Source organism: Methylobacterium aquaticum (assembly GCF_016804325.1).
Lineage (GTDB): Bacteria > Pseudomonadota > Alphaproteobacteria > Rhizobiales > Beijerinckiaceae > Methylobacterium > Methylobacterium aquaticum_C.
The window spans coordinates 3423033-3438592 of sequence record NZ_CP043627.1; the positions used below are offsets into that span (position 1 = coordinate 3423033).

The window sequence follows — 15560 nt, forward strand, 5'->3', positions numbered from 1 at the left end:
CACGGGTCGACAGGGCGCCTGCCGAAAGGGAATAGGCAGTGCCTGGCAGGGAAGTGGGCCGGGCGGTGCCCGCGTCAATGGCCGCGCTCGGCTTGGGTTCGGCCATGGTGAACGCCCTCGTGAAGGCTTTTGGCCGGGTTGAGCCCGCCTCCAGCGCGTAGGAGATGACCATCGAGACGAACCGGGAGCCGAATTTTACCGGCGACACCGCCGCACGGCCGGCGGCCTGGTGCGGGTCGATCCATCCCGCATCTGCTCAGGCAGGTGCTCGTCAGGCAGGTGCTCGGAGAGGTTGCAGGCATGGGAGCGGGTCTCTAGGCTTGAGGCCTCCCCAAACGAAAGGTCCGGAATGCTCCGCAAGCCGTCGCTGTCCCCTCGCGCCTTCGCCCGTCTCGCCCTTGTCTCCCCCCTGGTGCTCGTTCCGATCGCACTCGCGAGCCACGCCGAGGCCTCACCCCGCCAGAGCCGGACGGAGGCCTGCGCGCGCGCGCGCAGCGACGGCGAGCGCCAGACGCTCGGCTGCTGGCGGCTGCGGCACGAGGCCGGTCGCGGCCAGCGCATCCATGGCGGCGCCGCGGTCGCGGAGTTCTACGCCACCGTGCCGGCGGAGCGGGAAACGGCCGAGTCGAAGGCCGACCAGCGCCGGCGCGACTGGGTCCGGGCGCGGGCCCGCGGCCGGGTGGCGGGGGCGAGGAGGCGCGCTGATCGCCCCGCGCCTTCCGACCTTCAACCCATTGGCCGCAGCGGCACCGCCCCCTATAAGTTGGCGACAAGGAACGCCAGCAACGAGAGCCGCAGGCCGATGACCCGCATCCCGGATTTCTCGGAAATCGCCTTCGCGCCGGCCGCGGCGGTCGCTCAAGCCGCGACCGCGACCGCCGCCGAGCCCTGGATGACCCCCGAGGGCATCCCGGTGAAGGAGTTTTACGGCCCGCAAGACCGGGACGGGATCGATCTCGCGGGCTCCTATCCGGGCATCGCGCCGTTCCTGCGCGGGCCCTATCCCACCATGTACGCGACCCAGCCCTGGACGATCCGGCAATATGCCGGCTTCTCCACGGCGGAGGATTCGAACGCCTTCTACCGCCGCAACCTCGCGGCCGGGCAGAAGGGGCTGTCGGTCGCCTTCGACCTCGCCACCCATCGCGGCTACGATTCCGACCACCCGCGGGTCTCGGGCGATGTCGGCATGGCGGGCGTCGCGATCGATTCGATCTACGACATGCGGACGCTGTTCTCGGGGATTCCCCTCGACCAGATGACCGTGTCGATGACGATGAACGGCGCGGTGCTGCCGATCCTCGCCCTCTACATCGTCGCGGCCGAGGAGCAGGGCGTCGCCCCGGACAAGCTCGCCGGCACGATCCAGAACGACATCCTCAAGGAGTTCATGGTCCGCAACACCTACATCTACCCGCCGGCCGGGTCGATGCGGATCATCTCGGACATCTTCGCCTATACCTCGGCCAACATGCCGAAGTTCAACTCGATCTCGATCTCCGGCTACCACATGCAGGAGGCCGGCGCGACGCAGGACCTGGAGCTCGCCTACACGCTGGCCGACGGCGTCGAGTACATCCGCGCCGGGATGGCGGCGGGGCTCGACGTCGACAAGTTCGCCCCCCGCCTGTCGTTCTTCTGGGCGATCGGGATGAACTTCTTCATGGAGGTGGCCAAGATGCGGGCGGCGCGCCTGCTCTGGGCCTCCCTCGTCAAGGACTTCTCGCCGAAATCCGCCAAGTCGCTGGCGCTGCGCACCCATTCGCAGACGAGCGGATGGTCGCTGACGGCGCAGGACGTGTTCAACAACGTCACCCGCACCTGCGTCGAGGCGATGGCGGCGACGCAAGGGGGCACCCAGTCGCTGCACACCAACGCCCTCGACGAGGCGCTGGCGCTGCCCACCGACTTCTCGGCCCGCATCGCCCGCAACACCCAGCTGTTCCTGCAGCAGGAGAGCGGCACCACCCGGATCATCGATCCGTGGGGCGGCTCCTACTATGTCGAGCGGCTGACCCAGGACCTCGTCGCCCGGGCCTCGGCCCATATCCGCGAGGTCGAGGCCTTGGGCGGCATGGCGAAGGCCATCGAGGCCGGCATCCCGAAACTGCGCATCGAGGAGGCGGCGGCCCGCACCCAGGCGCGGATCGATTCGGGCCAGCAGGTCATCGTCGGCGTCAACCGCTACAAGCCCGACGGCGACCGGGCGATCGACCTCCTGCGGGTCGATAACGGCAACGTCCGCACGCTCCAGATCGACAAGCTCAAGCGCCTGCGCGGCGAACGCGACGGCCGGGCGGTGGAGGCGCGGCTCGCGGCCCTGACCGAGGCGGCGCAGGGCTCCGGCAACCTGCTGGCGCTCGCCGTCGAGGCGGCGCGGGCAAAGGCCACGGTGGGCGAGATCTCGGAGGCTCTGGAGCGGGCCTGGGGCCGGCACCGGGCCGAGATCCGGGCGATCTCGGGTGTCTACAAGCGGGAGATGGGCGGCATGTCGGCGGCGGTCGAGCGGGTGCGCGGGCTGGTCGAGGCCTTCGAGGAGGCGGATGGGCGCCGTCCCCGCATCCTGGTCGCCAAGATGGGCCAGGACGGGCACGACCGCGGCCAGAAGGTGATCGCCTCGGCCTTCGCCGATCTCGGCTTCGACGTCGATATCGGGCCGCTCTTCGCCACCCCCGAGGAGGCCGCGCGCCAGGCGGTGGAGAACGACGTCCACATCGTCGGCGTCTCGTCGCTCGCCGCCGGCCACCTGACGCTCGTGCCGGAGCTGAAGCGGGCGCTCGACGAGGCCGGCCGGCCCGACGTGATGATCGTGGTCGGCGGCGTGATCCCGCCGGGCGACTTCGCGGCGCTCCGCCAGGCCGGCGCCTCGGCGATCTTCCCGCCCGGCACCGTCATCGCGGAGGCCGCCTCCTCGCTGATCGGCGAGTTGAACGCGCGGCTCGGCTACGCGGCGCGGGAAGCCGCCGAGTAGGGGGGCCGCTCGCGTCTCAAAACGGTCACGGTTTCGGCGCCAAGGGCGGAGCTTCGCCCCTCCGGCTGATTCCAGGGCCTCCAGTCCTTGTCCGCTTTCGTCGACGCGCCCTCCCTCCCCGCTTCGCCTGCCGCATCGCGGCCGCCCCGGCAGGCCCTCAACCTGCGCTGGCTCGCCGGCAGCCTGCTCACCGGGATCACCGGCGCCGGGCTGATCGGCGTGGCGCTCTTCCTCGCCGCCGCCGACGGCGTGGTCGCGACGCCGCCCGAGCGGGCCCTGCCGCCCCATGGCGAGGGCGGCTCCGGCGACGTCGCCCGCAAGGGCGACCGGCTGGTGCGCGACGAGATGATCGTGGCGACCAAGACCGCCTTCAAGGCGCCGATGAGCGAGCGCGCCGGGGAGCGCGAGGTGATCCGCGTCCACGCCTACGTGCAGATCGCCACCGAGTTGCCCCTGCGGGCGCCCGACGTGCCGGTGCCGCCCTTCGACCCCCTGCGCAGCGCCCGGATCGAGGCGCCGGCCGCCGCCGAGGGCGATACCGATCCGGCCGAGACCGCCGTCACCCTGACGCGCAGCCCTCTCGCCGAGGCGGCGCTCGACGACGAGGCGCCGGCCCTCACCGATGCGGAGGTCGACGCCCTGGTCGCCGAGACCCAGAGCCTCGCCGGGGGAACGCTGCCGCCGGCCTTCCCGGCCGAGCGCCTGCTGTCCCGGGCCCTGCGGCCGGCCGCCCTCCCCGACGATCCGGGGGTCGAGGCGCGGTTCCGCAACATCGAGGTCCGGATCCTCCCCGAGAACCTGACCGAGATCCCCGAGACCAGCACCGGCGGAGAGGATGCACGCCTGTTCGAGGAGCGCGACGTGGTGCTGGCCAAGGACCAGAGCCTGGCGGACCTCCTGAAGCGCAACGGCGCGGAGCCGGCGCGGCTCGCCGCCATGCTGGCAAGCCTCAGCGCCCGGGCGAAGGGCGAGCTGTCCGAGGGCCAGCACGTGCGCCTGCTCATCGCGCCGGAGGGCGACAGCAAGGGGAGCGCGCGCGGCATCGTGCGCGTCACCCTCTACGGCGAGGACGGCATCCAGGAGATCGTCGCCGCCAACGACCGCGGCGGCTTCGTGTCGGTGGCACCGCCCCGGGCGGGGGCCGCGCAGGACGACGACGACGAATCCGGCGTCACCCTCTACGAGAGCCTGTACGGCACCGCGCTCAAGAACGGCGTGCCGCGCCCGATCATCGAGGAGATGGTCATGGCGCTGGCGACCTCCACGGACCTGCAGCAGCGCACCAATGCGGGCGATCGGGCCGAGTTGTTCTTCACCGAGGACGACGACGCCAAGCCCGAACTGCTCTATGTCGGACTGCGCATCCACGACGAGACCTACGGCCTCTATCGCTACCGGGTGCCCGGCACGCCCGAGGTCGACTACCTCGACCCGAACGGCCGCTCGAGCCAGAAATTCCTGATGCGTCGCCCGGTGGCGGAGGGGCGGATCTCGTCGCCCTTCGGTCCCCGGCTGCACCCGATCCTCGGCTATTCCCGGCCGCATAACGGCGTCGACTGGGCGGCGACCCGCGGCACGCCGATCATGGCGACCGGCGACGGCACGGTGGTCTCGGCCGGCGCCCGATCGGGCTACGGCAACCGGGTCGAGCTCCAGCACGCCAACGGCTACACCACGGCCTACAACCACATGGCCCGGATCGCCCGCGGCATCGCGCCGGGCGCCCGGGTGCGCCTCGGCCAGGTGATCGGCGCGGTCGGCACCACCGGCCTCTCGACCGGCCCGCACGTCCATTACGAGGTCGCGATCAACGGCCGCTTCGTCGACCCGATGAAGATCCGCCTGCCGAGCGCCCGCGAGCTGACCGGCCCGAACCTCGCCGCCTTCCGCCAGGCCGAGGAGCAGATCGACGCGCTGCGGCAGAAGCACGGGGGCAAGACGGTGGCGGAGCGGACGTGAGGGGATTCCGTCGCTGACGAAAGAAGACGCCGCATTGCCCGGCCTGCCCTCGCCCCCAAGCGGGCGACGCCTGTGCAAGCCTGGGGCGCACCTTGTGTGGAATCGCCGGTACGTATATACCTCGTATCGACAACCGATATGTGTCAGGGTGTGTGTTTGAGGGTTAGCAATGCTCGTGCAGTTCGCAAAATGGGGCAATAGTATCGCCCTGCGTATTCCGAGCCACGCATTACGTGAGCTTGGCGCGGCAGAAGGCACGACGGCAGACCTGAGCGTCGAATCCGGAAAATTGATCGTGAAGCCCATTCACCAGCAGCCCCGCTACTCGCTCGACGAGTTGCTCGCCGGCATCACGGAAGAGAATATTTATGAAGAATATTTCGCGGATGCTCCGCGAGGCGCAGAAATCGCCTGATCAGCCGCACTGCCCGGATTTCGGCGAAATTATTGCCCTCGACTTCAGCCCGCAGGCCGGGCGCGAGCAGGCCGGCATCCGCCCGGCCCTCGTGCTTACGCCGAAGCGCTATAATACAGTGACGCGGCTTTGCATCGTCTGCCCGATCACCAGCCGCGTGAAGGATTATCCTTTCGCGGTTCCGGTCCCGCCGGGCATTGCCCTCCCGCCAGGTCTCGGCCTCCTCGACGGAGCGGAACAGGACAGCTTGCGCGGCGTCGTGCTGTCCGACCAAGCGAAGAGCGTGTCATGGCACGAGCGCGGTGCGTGCCCGCTTGCCGTTGCTCCGCCCGAACTGATGGCCGACGTGCGCGCCCGCCTCGCGGCCTTGATCGGGCTTGCCTGAGAGACGATCGCGGCCGCCCGGTCAGGCAGGCCTTCCCGTCAGCCACGTCCTCGCCCGCACCAGATCCGCCTGCGACAGGCCGTGGCCGGCGGGCAGCACCTCGTGGGTGACGGCGGCGCCCGCCTGATTCAGCATCGCGGCGAGGCGCGCGGCGTTGTCGGCGGGCACGATCGGGTCCATCCGGCCCGACAGGATCAGCACCGGCTCACCCTGAAGGCGCCCGGCCGGCGGGGTCGAGAGCGGCACCATCGCCCGCAGCAGCACGGCGCCGGCGAGCACGCCCGGATGCAGCAGCATCAGCGCCGCGGCGATGTTGGCGCCGTTCGAGAAGCCCACGGCGAGCGGCGCGGCGATGCGGTATTCCGCACGCGCCGCGGTCACGAAACGCGCCAGGTCTCCGGCCCGGCGCACCACGTCCTCCTCGTCGAACACACCTTCGGCGAGGCGGCGGAAGAAGCGCGGCGCGCCGCCCTCCAGCACCTGGCCGCGGGGCGAGAGCAGCGCCGCCCGGGCGACAGCGCCCGGCCCAGCGGCAGGAGATCGTCCTCGTCGCCCCCGGTCCCGTGCAGGAGAAGGAGCGGCACGGACTCCGCATCGGTGGCGGGTTCGAAGCGGTGCTGGAACGACAGGGCGGCCATCTTTTCGTACTCCGGAAATGCGTCAGAAGAGCTTCGCGACCCGCTGCGTCTCGCGGGCAAGCAAGTGGGCGTCGCCGGCCACCGCCACGAAGGCGAATCCGGCCTCGAAATCGGCCTTGGCGCCGGCCTCGTTGAAGTTGAGGAGGCCCGCTGCCTTGCCGGCTCCGCGGATGCGCGGCAGCGCCGCGGCGATCTCGGCCCGGACCGGGGCCGCGTTGGGCTCCCCGAGATGGCCCATGCTGGCGGCGAGATCGTTCGGGCCGATGAACACGCCGTCGACGCCCTCCACCGCGGCGATCTCGCCGGCGGCCTCCAGCGCCTCCCTGGTCTCGACCTGCACGATGACGCAGACCTCGCCCCCCGAGCGGGCGTGGTAGTCCGGCCGCAGGCCGTAACCGGTGGCCCGGGAGGTGCCGGCAAAGCCCCGGATGCCGTGGGGCGGGTAGCGCGTCGCGGCGACGGCCCGGCGCGCCTCCTCGGCGTTCTGCACGAACGGGAACATCAGCGAGCGGGCGCCCTGGTCGAGCAGGCGCTTGACCATCACCGGCTCGTTCCACGGCACCCGCACCACCGGCTCGGCGGTGCCGCCTTCCGCCGCCCGCAAGTGGTCGACGACCTGGATCAGGTCGTTGGGCGAATGCTCCATGTCGATCAGCATCCAGGCGAAGCCGGCACCGGCGGCGAGCTCGGTGATGCCGGGTGACCCGGTGGTCATCCACAGGCCGGCCTGCCGCCGCCCTTCAGCCAGGGCGCGCTTGAACGGGTTGTCGAAGGATTTCATGGCGTCTCCTCCCCTTTTTGATTTCAGGCTCGAAATGACCGGGTGAGCCGACCGAGCTGAAACCCTCCACCGTCATCCCGGGGCCGCGCAGCGGAACCCGGGATCCATCACCGCCGACATTGGAAAAAGAGGCGGATTGCGCTCCACCTTGTCCTGAAAGGCCAGCTGTCATGGATCCCGGGTTCTCGGCTTCGTCGAGACCCGGGATGACGAGGAGAGTTGTCGATTTTCGTGCCGGAACATTGGCACGACAAGTCGAGCAGGCCGTCAGACGGCCGGCTTCAGGTGCTTGAACATGTGCCCGCGCGCCTCGGCGTCGAGTTCCGCCTTGAAGGGGAAGCGGTCCTTCAAGGCGACGGCCTTCGCGGCGGCGGGGCGGGCGGTGATCGCGTCGGTATGGCGCTTCAGGTTCGGGAAGGCGTCGAAGGCGCCCTCGCCGAGCACGAAGGGCAGCATCCGCGCCCAGCCCCACACCGCCATGTCGACGATCCCGTAGGCGTCGCCCACCATCCACTCGCGCCCGGCGAGGTGCCCGTCGAGGACGCCGTAATGGCGCTTCACCTCGTACTGGTAGCGGGTGTTGGCGTACGGCACCGTCTCGGGGGCGAAATGGCGGAAATGCACCGCCTGGCCCGAGAACGGCCCGATGCCGGTCGCGACGAACATCAGCCAGGACAGGAGCGCGCCGCGCTCCTCGGCCGGCGGCAGATATCGGCCGGTCTTCTCGGCGAGGTAGAGCAGGATCGCGTTCGAATCGAACACCACCGTGCCGTCGTCGACGATCGCCGGCACCTTGCCGTTCGGGTTGAGCTTCAGGAAGTCGGGCGCGAATTGCTCGCCCTTGCGGGTATCCACCGCCACCGGCTCGTAGGGCAGCCCGGCTTCCTCCAGGAAGAGCGCGACCTTGGTCGGGTTGGGCGAGCCGTTGAAGTAGAACGTGATCATCCGGGCCTCCGGGAGCGGGGTGGCATGCGACAAGTCAGGCCCCAGATGCCGGCGCGGATCAATCGTCCGGCCTGAAACCCAGCGTTGCCGCGCAGGGCCTGGACTCCCGGCGCCGTTCCGCCATGGTGCCGGATCGAACCCGCGGAAAGACCCCCTCCCCTGTTCCTCACCCCCGACGAGTGGAGCGCGCTCCGGCTCAGCCTGCTGGTGGCGAGCGTGGCGACGACGGCGAGCCTGCTGCCGGGGCTTGCCGTCGCCTATCTCCTCGCCCGGCGGGAATTCCGCGGCCGGGCGCTCCTCGACGGGCTGGTCCACCTGCCCCTGATCCTGCCGCCGGTGGTGACCGGCTACGTGCTGCTGCTGGCCTTCGGGCGCCGGGGATGGTTCGGGCCGGCTCTGGCCGAGGTCGGGATCGTGTTCTCGTTCCGCTGGACCGGGGCGGCGCTCGCCTGCGCGGTGATGGGCTTTCCGCTGATGGTGCGGGCGATGCGGCTCTCCCTCGAGGCGGTCGACCGCAAGCTGGAACAGGCCGCCGGCACGCTCGGGGCCTCGCCGGCCGCGGTCTTCCTCGTGGTCACGCTGCCGCTCGCGCTCCCGGGCATCCTCGCCGGGGCGGTGCTCGCTTTCGCCAAGGCGATGGGCGAGTTCGGCGCCACCATCACCTTCGTGTCGAACATTCCGGGCGAGACCCAGACGCTTCCGTCCGCGATCTACACCCTGACCCAGGTGCCGGGGGGCGAGGCGGGGGCGCTCCGCCTCACCCTGGTCTCCGTCGCCCTGTCGATGACGGCACTGCTCGCCTCCGAGTGGCTGGCCCGGCGGGCGAGGCGCAGGCTGGGCGCATGATCGAGGTCGCGGTCCGGCACGCCCGCGGCGCCTTCGCGCTCGACGCGGCCTTCACGGCGGAGGGGCGGGTCACCGCCCTGTTCGGCCGTTCCGGCTCCGGCAAGTCGACCCTCGTCGACGTGATCGCCGGGCTGGTGCGGCCTGATCGCGGGCGGGTGGTCGTCGACGGCGTCACCCTGCTCGATACGGAGAACGGCGTGATCGTGCCGGTGCATCGGCGCCGGATCGGCTACGTGTTCCAGGACGCGCGGCTGATGCCGCACTTCAGCGTGCGCCAGAACCTGCTGTTCGGGCGCTGGTTTGCCCGTGACCGCACCGGCGGTCCGAGCCTGGAGGCGGTGGCCGACCTTCTCGGCCTCTTCCCCTGCTCGGCCGGCGGCCGGCCGGGCTGTCGGGCGGGGAGCGCCAGCGGGTGGCGATCGGCCGGGCCCTGCTCGCCCGGCCGCGGCTCCTCCTGATGGACGAACCGCTCTCGGCCCTCGACGAGGCGCGCAAGGCCGAGATCCTGCCCTACGTGGCGCGCCTGCGCGACGAGGCGCGGGTGCCGATCGTCTATGTCAGCCACGCGCTCGCCGAGGTGGCGCGCCTCGCCGACACGGTGGTGGTGCTGGATCAGGGCCGAGTCGCGGCCTGCGGTCCCGCCGCCGAGATCCTGCGCCGGGGCGCCCTCTTCCCGGGCCGCGACATCGGCGAGACCGGCGCCCTCCTGCACCTGCGGATCGTCGCCCACGACGACGCCTTCGGCCTTACCCGGCTCGACGGCGCGCCCGGCCGCCTGACCGTGCCGCGCCTTCCTCTGCCGGTGGGCACGAGCGTGCGGGTGCGGGTGCGGGCCCGCGACGTGATGGTGGCCCGCGAGGCGCCACGCTCGTTGAGCGCCCGCAACGTGCTCCCCGGCACCGTCACCGCCGTGACGCCGGGGGACGGCCCCCATGCCCGGGTGGAGATCGCCTGCGGCGAGGCGAGCCTCATCGCCGAGGTGACGCGCCTCGCCGTCCACGACCTCGCCCTCGTGCCGGGGCTGCCGGTCCTGGCGATCGTGAAGAGCGTGGCGTTCGACGAGGAGACGATCGGGGCAGTCGAGATCTAACGGAGTGCCGCAGCGAAGGCGCGTAGACGAGAGGGAGACAATCCCCCCGGCAGCCGCTATGGTCCTTGCGTCAGCGGACACCTTCCCGGCTGCGAAAGTCCATGGCGCGTGGATTTACGGCGGCATTCGCCGGCCGCCGTCGAAACCCGAAAGGGCTGAGCAGGCATGGCCGGGAAGGAGGTGAAGGATGTGAGCGGTTTTCCGATACTCACCATCACCATCGCGAAAAGCCCGACCGGATGGTCTCTGACCATCACGATCGGGCTCATGTAGCGGTTCGGATCGCTTGACAAGAGGGCTCGCGGGCGGCCACCTGCGGGTCCTCACTTCTTGAAGATAGGCCTGGTCGCTCCGTCAATCAATCGGCGAGCCCGAATCTTTCGGTGTTTCGGCACCGCCTCCGAAGGCCATGGGCATACCTGCCCGACACGAACGGAAACGGCGAGCCTTCCGGCCCGCCGCTCCGTCACCTCACCGGATGGTCTGTGCTCAGCGGGCGCCCGGCAGCCGCTGGGCCTGCGCCAGGTGATGCTGCACGACCGGCAGGGCCTGCTGGACGTAGGTGCGCAGGGCCGGGTTCGGGCCGGACTGGGCGTAGGCCTGGTAGTTGGCCACGGTCATGGCGTGGGCCTGGACTTGCATGCGGGCATAGGTGCGGTCGAAGGCCGGGCCGGCCGGGGTCTCGGCGAGTTCGGCGAGCATCGCCTGCTGCTGCGGGCCGAGCGGGATCGCGCCCGTGGCGGCGGTGGTGGTCACGTCACCGTCGAAATCGACCGCGTTGGCACCCATCCGCGCGCCGCGGGCCGCACCGGCACCGAGACCCTCGAGGCCGCCGACCGGGCCGCCCTGGAGGGTGCCGCCGACCACGCCGGCCGCCGCACCCGTGGCCGCGCCGACCGCGCCGCCCGCGATAGCGAAGGGCGCCTCGATCAGGCCGCCGATGCCGGCACCGGTGCCGCGGGCCACGTTCTCACGGCCGCCGAGCAGCGCGACGTTGGCGGCGCGGTGGTCGCGGATCATCTCGCGGGCATAGGTGCGGATCTGCGGGTTGCGCGACTTGTCGAGGGCGATCTGGCTCGACTTCACCTCGAACGCGTTCGACATCAGCGCCATCGAGCGGAACTCGTTGAAGTTGCCGATCTGCTGGGCGAAAGCGGGGGTCGCGAGCGCAACGGCAAGGCCGGTCAGGGCAACGAGCTTCTTCATGGGTGATCTCCTGAAAATCTGTTCTTGAGCGTCGGGCTCGGTCGACGACCGAATATCGAGCCGTTCATGTGGAGCGGCTTGGCAGGACGCTTTCGGTGCGGACAACGAGCTTTCGCGATCATTGTTCCCACCTTTGCGTCATCATCGTCATGGCCCGCCCCTGGCCGGATGGCGGCCCGCTCCGGTATGACGGCCCGCGACGTCCCGGACCGTCCGGGCACGACAGAGCGACGTGACCGGCCCTCCCGTGACCCGCCCCACCCTCCTGCCGCCGATCCAGGTCCTGCGGGCGCTCGCCGCCGTGATGGTCGCGGCCGGCCACGCGCAGTTCGAGGTCGCCGGCCTCGCCGCCCGGGCTGGACTGGCCTTCACGCCGGCGGCGTGGCTGCCCTGGCCGGCGGGGGTCGACGTGTTCTTCGTCATCTCCGGCTTCATCATCGTGCACGCCTCGAGCCCCCTGCACGGGCGGGCGGATGCACGAAGGACGTTCCTCGCCCACCGGATCGCCCGGGTGGTGCCGCTCTATTGGCTCGCCACGACGGTCGTCCTCGCCCTCGCCTGGGCGCGGCCCGGCCTCCTCGGCACCGGGGCCGAGGGGCCGGGCTATCTTGCGGCCTCCTACCTGTTCTGGCCGATGGCCCGGGCCGACGGGGCGGTGCAGCCGCTCTATTCGCTTGGCTGGACGCTCAATTACGAGATGGCGTTCTACGTCGTCTTCGCCCTCGTTCTGCCGCTCGGGCGACGGGCTGCGGTTCTCGGCGTGCTGGCGCTGCTGGCCGGCCTCGTGGTGATCGGACGGGTGGCGGGGCCGCTGCCGGTGGCGCTCGCGTTCTGGAGCGACCCGATCGTGCTCGAATTCGCCTGCGGCGCCGGCTTGGGCCTGGCGCGGCAGGAAGGATTGCGCCTGCCAGGCCTCGCGCGCCTGGTCCTGGCCGTCGCGGGGCTCGCCCTGCTGTCGCTCGCCGGCGAGACGCCCGCCCTCCCCGCTGCCTCGCCTGGGGCGGGCCTGCCTTGCTCCTCGTCGCGGCGGCGGCGCTCGGGCCGGCAAGCGAGACGGGGCGCCGGCTCCGCCCGGCCATCCTGCTCGGGGACGCGTCCTACGCGCTCTATCTCGCTCATCCCTTCGTCGTACGGGGCCTGCGCCTCGTCGCCGAGGCGAGCGGCCTCGCCGGCGCGATCGGGCCCGGCCCGTTGGTCGTCCCGATGCTGGTTCTCGCGAGCCTCGCGGCGATCCTGCTGCATCGCACCGTCGAACGCCCCCTCACTCGCGCCGCGCGAGCCCTGCTCGAACCGGCACGCACACCGCGATCGACGGCGAATTAAGCGCTGACAAGCCCGGATGTCCTCGTGCCGGGACGGCGCGAACCCGTTGACACTCCATCCGCGGCATGCTGTTTCGCTATGCGATACGCGCATAAGCGCGAGTGAGGAAACGCAGGGGTCACGCGCCGACATGGCTCAACCGACCACCCACGCCGAGGGACGCGCCCGAGCGGGTGCCGAGGGACGGGACATCGTCCTGTCCACCGAGGGGCTGACCAAGGAATTCAAGGGCTTCCGCGCCGTGAACGGCGTGACGCTCGAGGTGACGCGCGGCACCATCCACGCTCTGATCGGCCCGAACGGCGCCGGCAAGACGACCTGCTTCAACCTGCTGACGAAGTTCCTGACGCCGTCGGCGGGCTCGATCCGCTACAACGGCCGCGACATCACCGGCATGAAGCCGGCGGACGTGGCCCGGCTCGGCCTGGTGCGCTCGTTCCAGATCTCGGCGGTCTTCCCGCACCTGACGGTTAAGGAGAACGTCCGCATCGCCCTGCAGCGGCGCAAGCGCGGCGACTCGTTCGACTTCTGGCGCTCCGAGACGGTCCTGCGGGCACTGAACCAGGAGGCGCTGCAGCTGGTCGAGGCGGTCGGCCTGTCGGACTTTTCCGACATCCCGGCGGTGGAACTGTCCTACGGCCGCAAGCGGGCGCTCGAGATCGCCACCACCCTGGCGCTCGAGCCCGAGATGCTGCTCCTCGACGAGCCGATGGCCGGGATGGGCCACGAGGACGTCGACCGGACCGCGGCGCTGATCCGCCGGGTCTCGGCGAACCGCACCATCCTGATGGTCGAGCACAACCTGTCGGTCGTGGCCTCGCTCTCCGACCGCATCACCGTGCTGGCGCGCGGGCAGGTGCTGGCGGAGGGCGACTACGCCACCGTGTCGAAGGATCCCCGCGTGGTCGAGGCGTATATCGGAGCCGGACATGGCTGAGGCGGTGATGACGAAGCCGGTCCCCGCTGCGGGCGCGAGCGCCGCGCCGCTGCTGACGGTGCAGGGGCTCGAGGGCTGGTACGGCGAGAGCCACGTGCTGCACGGCATCACCTTCGACGTGAAGCCCGGCGAGGTGGTGACCCTGCTCGGCCGCAACGGCGCGGGCAAGACCACGACGCTGCGCGCCATCATCGGCATCCTGGGCAAGCGCAAGGGCTCGATCCGCTACGACGGCACCGAGACCATCGCCATGGCCTCGCGCAACATCGCCAAGCTCGGCTTGGGCTACGTGCCGGAGGAGCGCGGCATCTTCTCGAGCCTGTCGGTCTACGAGAACCTGATGCTGCCGCCGCGGGTGAAGCCCGGCGGGATGAATGTGGACCAGATCTACACCCTGTTCCCCAACCTCAAGGAGCGCTCGGGCAGCCAGGGCACCAAGCTCTCGGGCGGCGAGCAGCAGATGCTCGCCATCGGCCGCATCCTGCGCACCGGCGCCAAGCTGATCCTGCTCGACGAGCCGACCGAGGGCCTCGCCCCGGTCATCGTGCAGCAGATCGGCCGGACCATCGCCCGGCTGAAATCCGAGGGCTACACGATCATCCTGGTGGAGCAGAACTTCCGCTTCGCCCAGACCGTGGCCGACCGGCACTTCGTGGTCGAGCAGGGCCGGGTGATCGACATGATCCCCAACAGCGAACTCGACGCCAACATCGACAAGCTCCACACCTATCTCGGCGTGTGATGCGGGCGCGGGTCCTCCTCACGGCCCTGCTGGTGGGCCTCGCGCCGAGTGTGGCAGCGCTTGCGGGAACGCCGGTGAAGATCGGCGTGCTGAACGACCGCTCGGGCGTCTATGCCGACATCTCGGGCGAGGGCTCGGTCGTCGCCGCCCGCATGGCGGTGGAGGATTTCCGCCCCCTCGCGCGCGACCTCGCGGTCGAGGTCGTGGCCGGCGACCACCAGAACAAGCCCGCCGTCGGCGCGGCGCTCGCCCGGGCCTGGTACGACCGGGAAGGAGTGGACGCGATCTTCGACGTCCCGACCTCCTCGGTGGCGCTCGCCGTCCACCAGGTCACCCGCGAGCGGAACAAGGTCTTCGTCGATTCGGGCGCCGGCACCGCCGACCTCACCGGCCCGGATTGCTCGCCCAACACCGTCCACTGGACCTTCGACACCGTCGCGCTGGCCAACGGCACCGGCGGCGCCATGGTCAAGCGCGGCGGCACCACCTGGTTTTTCCTCACCGCCGACTACGCCTTCGGCGAGGCGGTGCAGCGCGATACCACGGCGCTGATCCTGCGCAACGGCGGCACGGTGCTGGGCAGCGTCAAGACGCCGTTCCCGGCCTCGGACTTCGCGCCCGCCTTACGCCAGGCGCAAGCCTCGGGCGCCAAGGTGATCGGGCTCGCCAATGCCGGCGGCGACACGATCGGGGCGGTGCGGGAGGCGGCACGGCTGAGGGTCACCGAGGGCGGCCAGGCGCTGGCGGGCCTCCTGATCTTCTCCTCGGACATCCATTCCCTGACCCCGAAGGTGGCGCAAGGGCTGGTGCTGACCGAGCCGTTCTACTGGGACCTCAACGACGCCACCCGCGCCTTCTCGGACCGCTTCGCCCGCCGTTTCGGGGGCCGCAAGCCCACCGCGGCCCAGGCCGGGGTCTATGCCGGGGTGCTGCACTACCTCAAGGCGGTCGCGGTCCTGAACAAGGCCGATGACGGCCGCCGCGTCGTGGCGACGATGAAGGACCTGCCGACCGACGACCCGCTCTTCGGCAAGGGGACGATCCGGCCGGACGGCCGCAAGATCCACGACATGTATCTGTTCGAGGTCAAGAAGCCGTCAGAATCGAAGGGCGAGTGGGATCTCTACAGGACGCTGGCGACGATTCCCGGCGTGGAGGCCTTCCGGCCCCTCGACCGGGGCGGCTGCCCGCTCGTCACCCAGGCCGCGCAGGCCGAGACGGCGGCGCAGGACGTGGGCGCGCGGCCCTGACGCGGGGCCGGCACGGCCTAACAACGAGAAGCGGACCGGGACAGGCCCGCCGGGATGTCGAGACGAGATTTC

12 protein-coding genes and 2 pseudogenes are annotated in these 15560 nt (G+C 70.8%); 10 read left to right on the plus strand and 4 right to left on the minus strand.

The genetic code is table 11. From position 1 onward, the window contains the following. Positions 1-802: 802 nt before the first annotated feature. The 4 genes from scpA to F1D61_RS15530 all read left to right on the plus strand — a co-directional run bounded on the left by scpA (position 803) and on the right by F1D61_RS15530 (position 5730). Complete coding sequence (scpA, locus tag F1D61_RS15515; protein ID WP_203159096.1) at positions 803-2971, plus strand: methylmalonyl-CoA mutase; 2169 nt, start codon at positions 803-805, stop codon at positions 2969-2971. A gap of 87 nt (positions 2972-3058) precedes the next feature. Then, the gene (locus tag F1D61_RS15520; RefSeq protein ID WP_203158781.1) at positions 3059-4930 is read left to right on the plus strand and encodes a M23 family metallopeptidase; all 1872 of its coding nucleotides are present in this window, start codon (positions 3059-3061) and stop codon (positions 4928-4930) included. Positions 4931-5099: 169 nt separating this feature from the next. Beyond that, on the plus strand, positions 5100-5345 hold the full coding sequence (locus tag F1D61_RS15525; protein WP_203158782.1) for an AbrB/MazE/SpoVT family DNA-binding domain-containing protein: 246 nt from the start codon (positions 5100-5102) through the stop codon (positions 5343-5345). Continuing rightward, positions 5317-5730: a type II toxin-antitoxin system PemK/MazF family toxin gene (locus F1D61_RS15530; protein ID WP_203158785.1), complete on the plus strand. Its 414-nt coding sequence runs from the start codon at positions 5317-5319 to the stop codon at positions 5728-5730. The genes F1D61_RS15525 and F1D61_RS15530 overlap by 29 nt, the downstream gene beginning before the upstream one ends. A gap of 21 nt (positions 5731-5751) precedes the next feature. Here the strand turns inward: F1D61_RS15530 and F1D61_RS15535 are convergent. The 3 genes and pseudogenes from F1D61_RS15535 to F1D61_RS15545 form a co-directional block, all read right to left on the minus strand. After that, positions 5752-6368: pseudogene (locus F1D61_RS15535) on the minus strand (alpha/beta hydrolase). Between the two features lie 22 nt (positions 6369-6390). Further along, positions 6391-7149 (minus strand): HpcH/HpaI aldolase family protein, encoded by a 759-nt coding sequence (locus tag F1D61_RS15540; protein ID WP_203158789.1) that lies wholly within the window; start codon positions 7147-7149, stop codon positions 6391-6393. Positions 7150-7416: 267 nt separating this feature from the next. Beyond that, on the minus strand, positions 7417-8094 hold the full coding sequence (locus tag F1D61_RS15545; protein WP_203158791.1) for a glutathione S-transferase family protein: 678 nt from the start codon (positions 8092-8094) through the stop codon (positions 7417-7419). A gap of 159 nt (positions 8095-8253) precedes the next feature. Between F1D61_RS15545 and modB the strand changes: the two genes are divergently transcribed. Further along, complete coding sequence (modB, locus tag F1D61_RS15550) at positions 8254-8940, plus strand: molybdate ABC transporter permease subunit (protein ID WP_203159097.1); 687 nt, start codon at positions 8254-8256, stop codon at positions 8938-8940. After that, a pseudogene (gene modC / locus F1D61_RS15555) lies at positions 8937-10030 on the plus strand (molybdenum ABC transporter ATP-binding protein). Before modB ends, modC begins: the two are co-directional and overlap by 4 nt. Before the next feature lie 489 nt (positions 10031-10519). On the opposite strand, the gene F1D61_RS15560 reads toward modC, so the two are convergent. Continuing rightward, positions 10520-11236: a DUF4142 domain-containing protein gene (locus F1D61_RS15560; protein WP_203158792.1), complete on the minus strand. Its 717-nt coding sequence runs from the start codon at positions 11234-11236 to the stop codon at positions 10520-10522. A 232-nt stretch (positions 11237-11468) separates the two neighbouring features. Between F1D61_RS15560 and F1D61_RS15565 the strand changes: the two genes are divergently transcribed. The 4 genes from F1D61_RS15565 to F1D61_RS15580 all read left to right on the plus strand — a co-directional run bounded on the left by F1D61_RS15565 (position 11469) and on the right by F1D61_RS15580 (position 15488). After that, positions 11469-12566: an acyltransferase family protein gene (locus tag F1D61_RS15565; protein WP_246775904.1), complete on the plus strand. Its 1098-nt coding sequence runs from the start codon at positions 11469-11471 to the stop codon at positions 12564-12566. 123 nt (positions 12567-12689) lie between these two features. Further along, positions 12690-13496 carry an ABC transporter ATP-binding protein gene (locus F1D61_RS15570; protein WP_203158794.1) on the plus strand — a complete coding sequence of 269 codons (807 nt, stop codon included), beginning with the start codon at positions 12690-12692 and terminating at the stop codon, positions 13494-13496. Then, positions 13489-14238 (plus strand): ABC transporter ATP-binding protein, encoded by a 750-nt coding sequence (locus tag F1D61_RS15575; RefSeq protein WP_203158796.1) that lies wholly within the window; start codon positions 13489-13491, stop codon positions 14236-14238. The genes F1D61_RS15570 and F1D61_RS15575 overlap by 8 nt, the downstream gene beginning before the upstream one ends. Then, positions 14238-15488: an ABC transporter substrate-binding protein gene (locus F1D61_RS15580; protein ID WP_203158798.1), complete on the plus strand. Its 1251-nt coding sequence runs from the start codon at positions 14238-14240 to the stop codon at positions 15486-15488. Before F1D61_RS15575 ends, F1D61_RS15580 begins: the two co-directional genes overlap by 1 nt. Positions 15489-15560 lie beyond the last annotated feature (72 nt).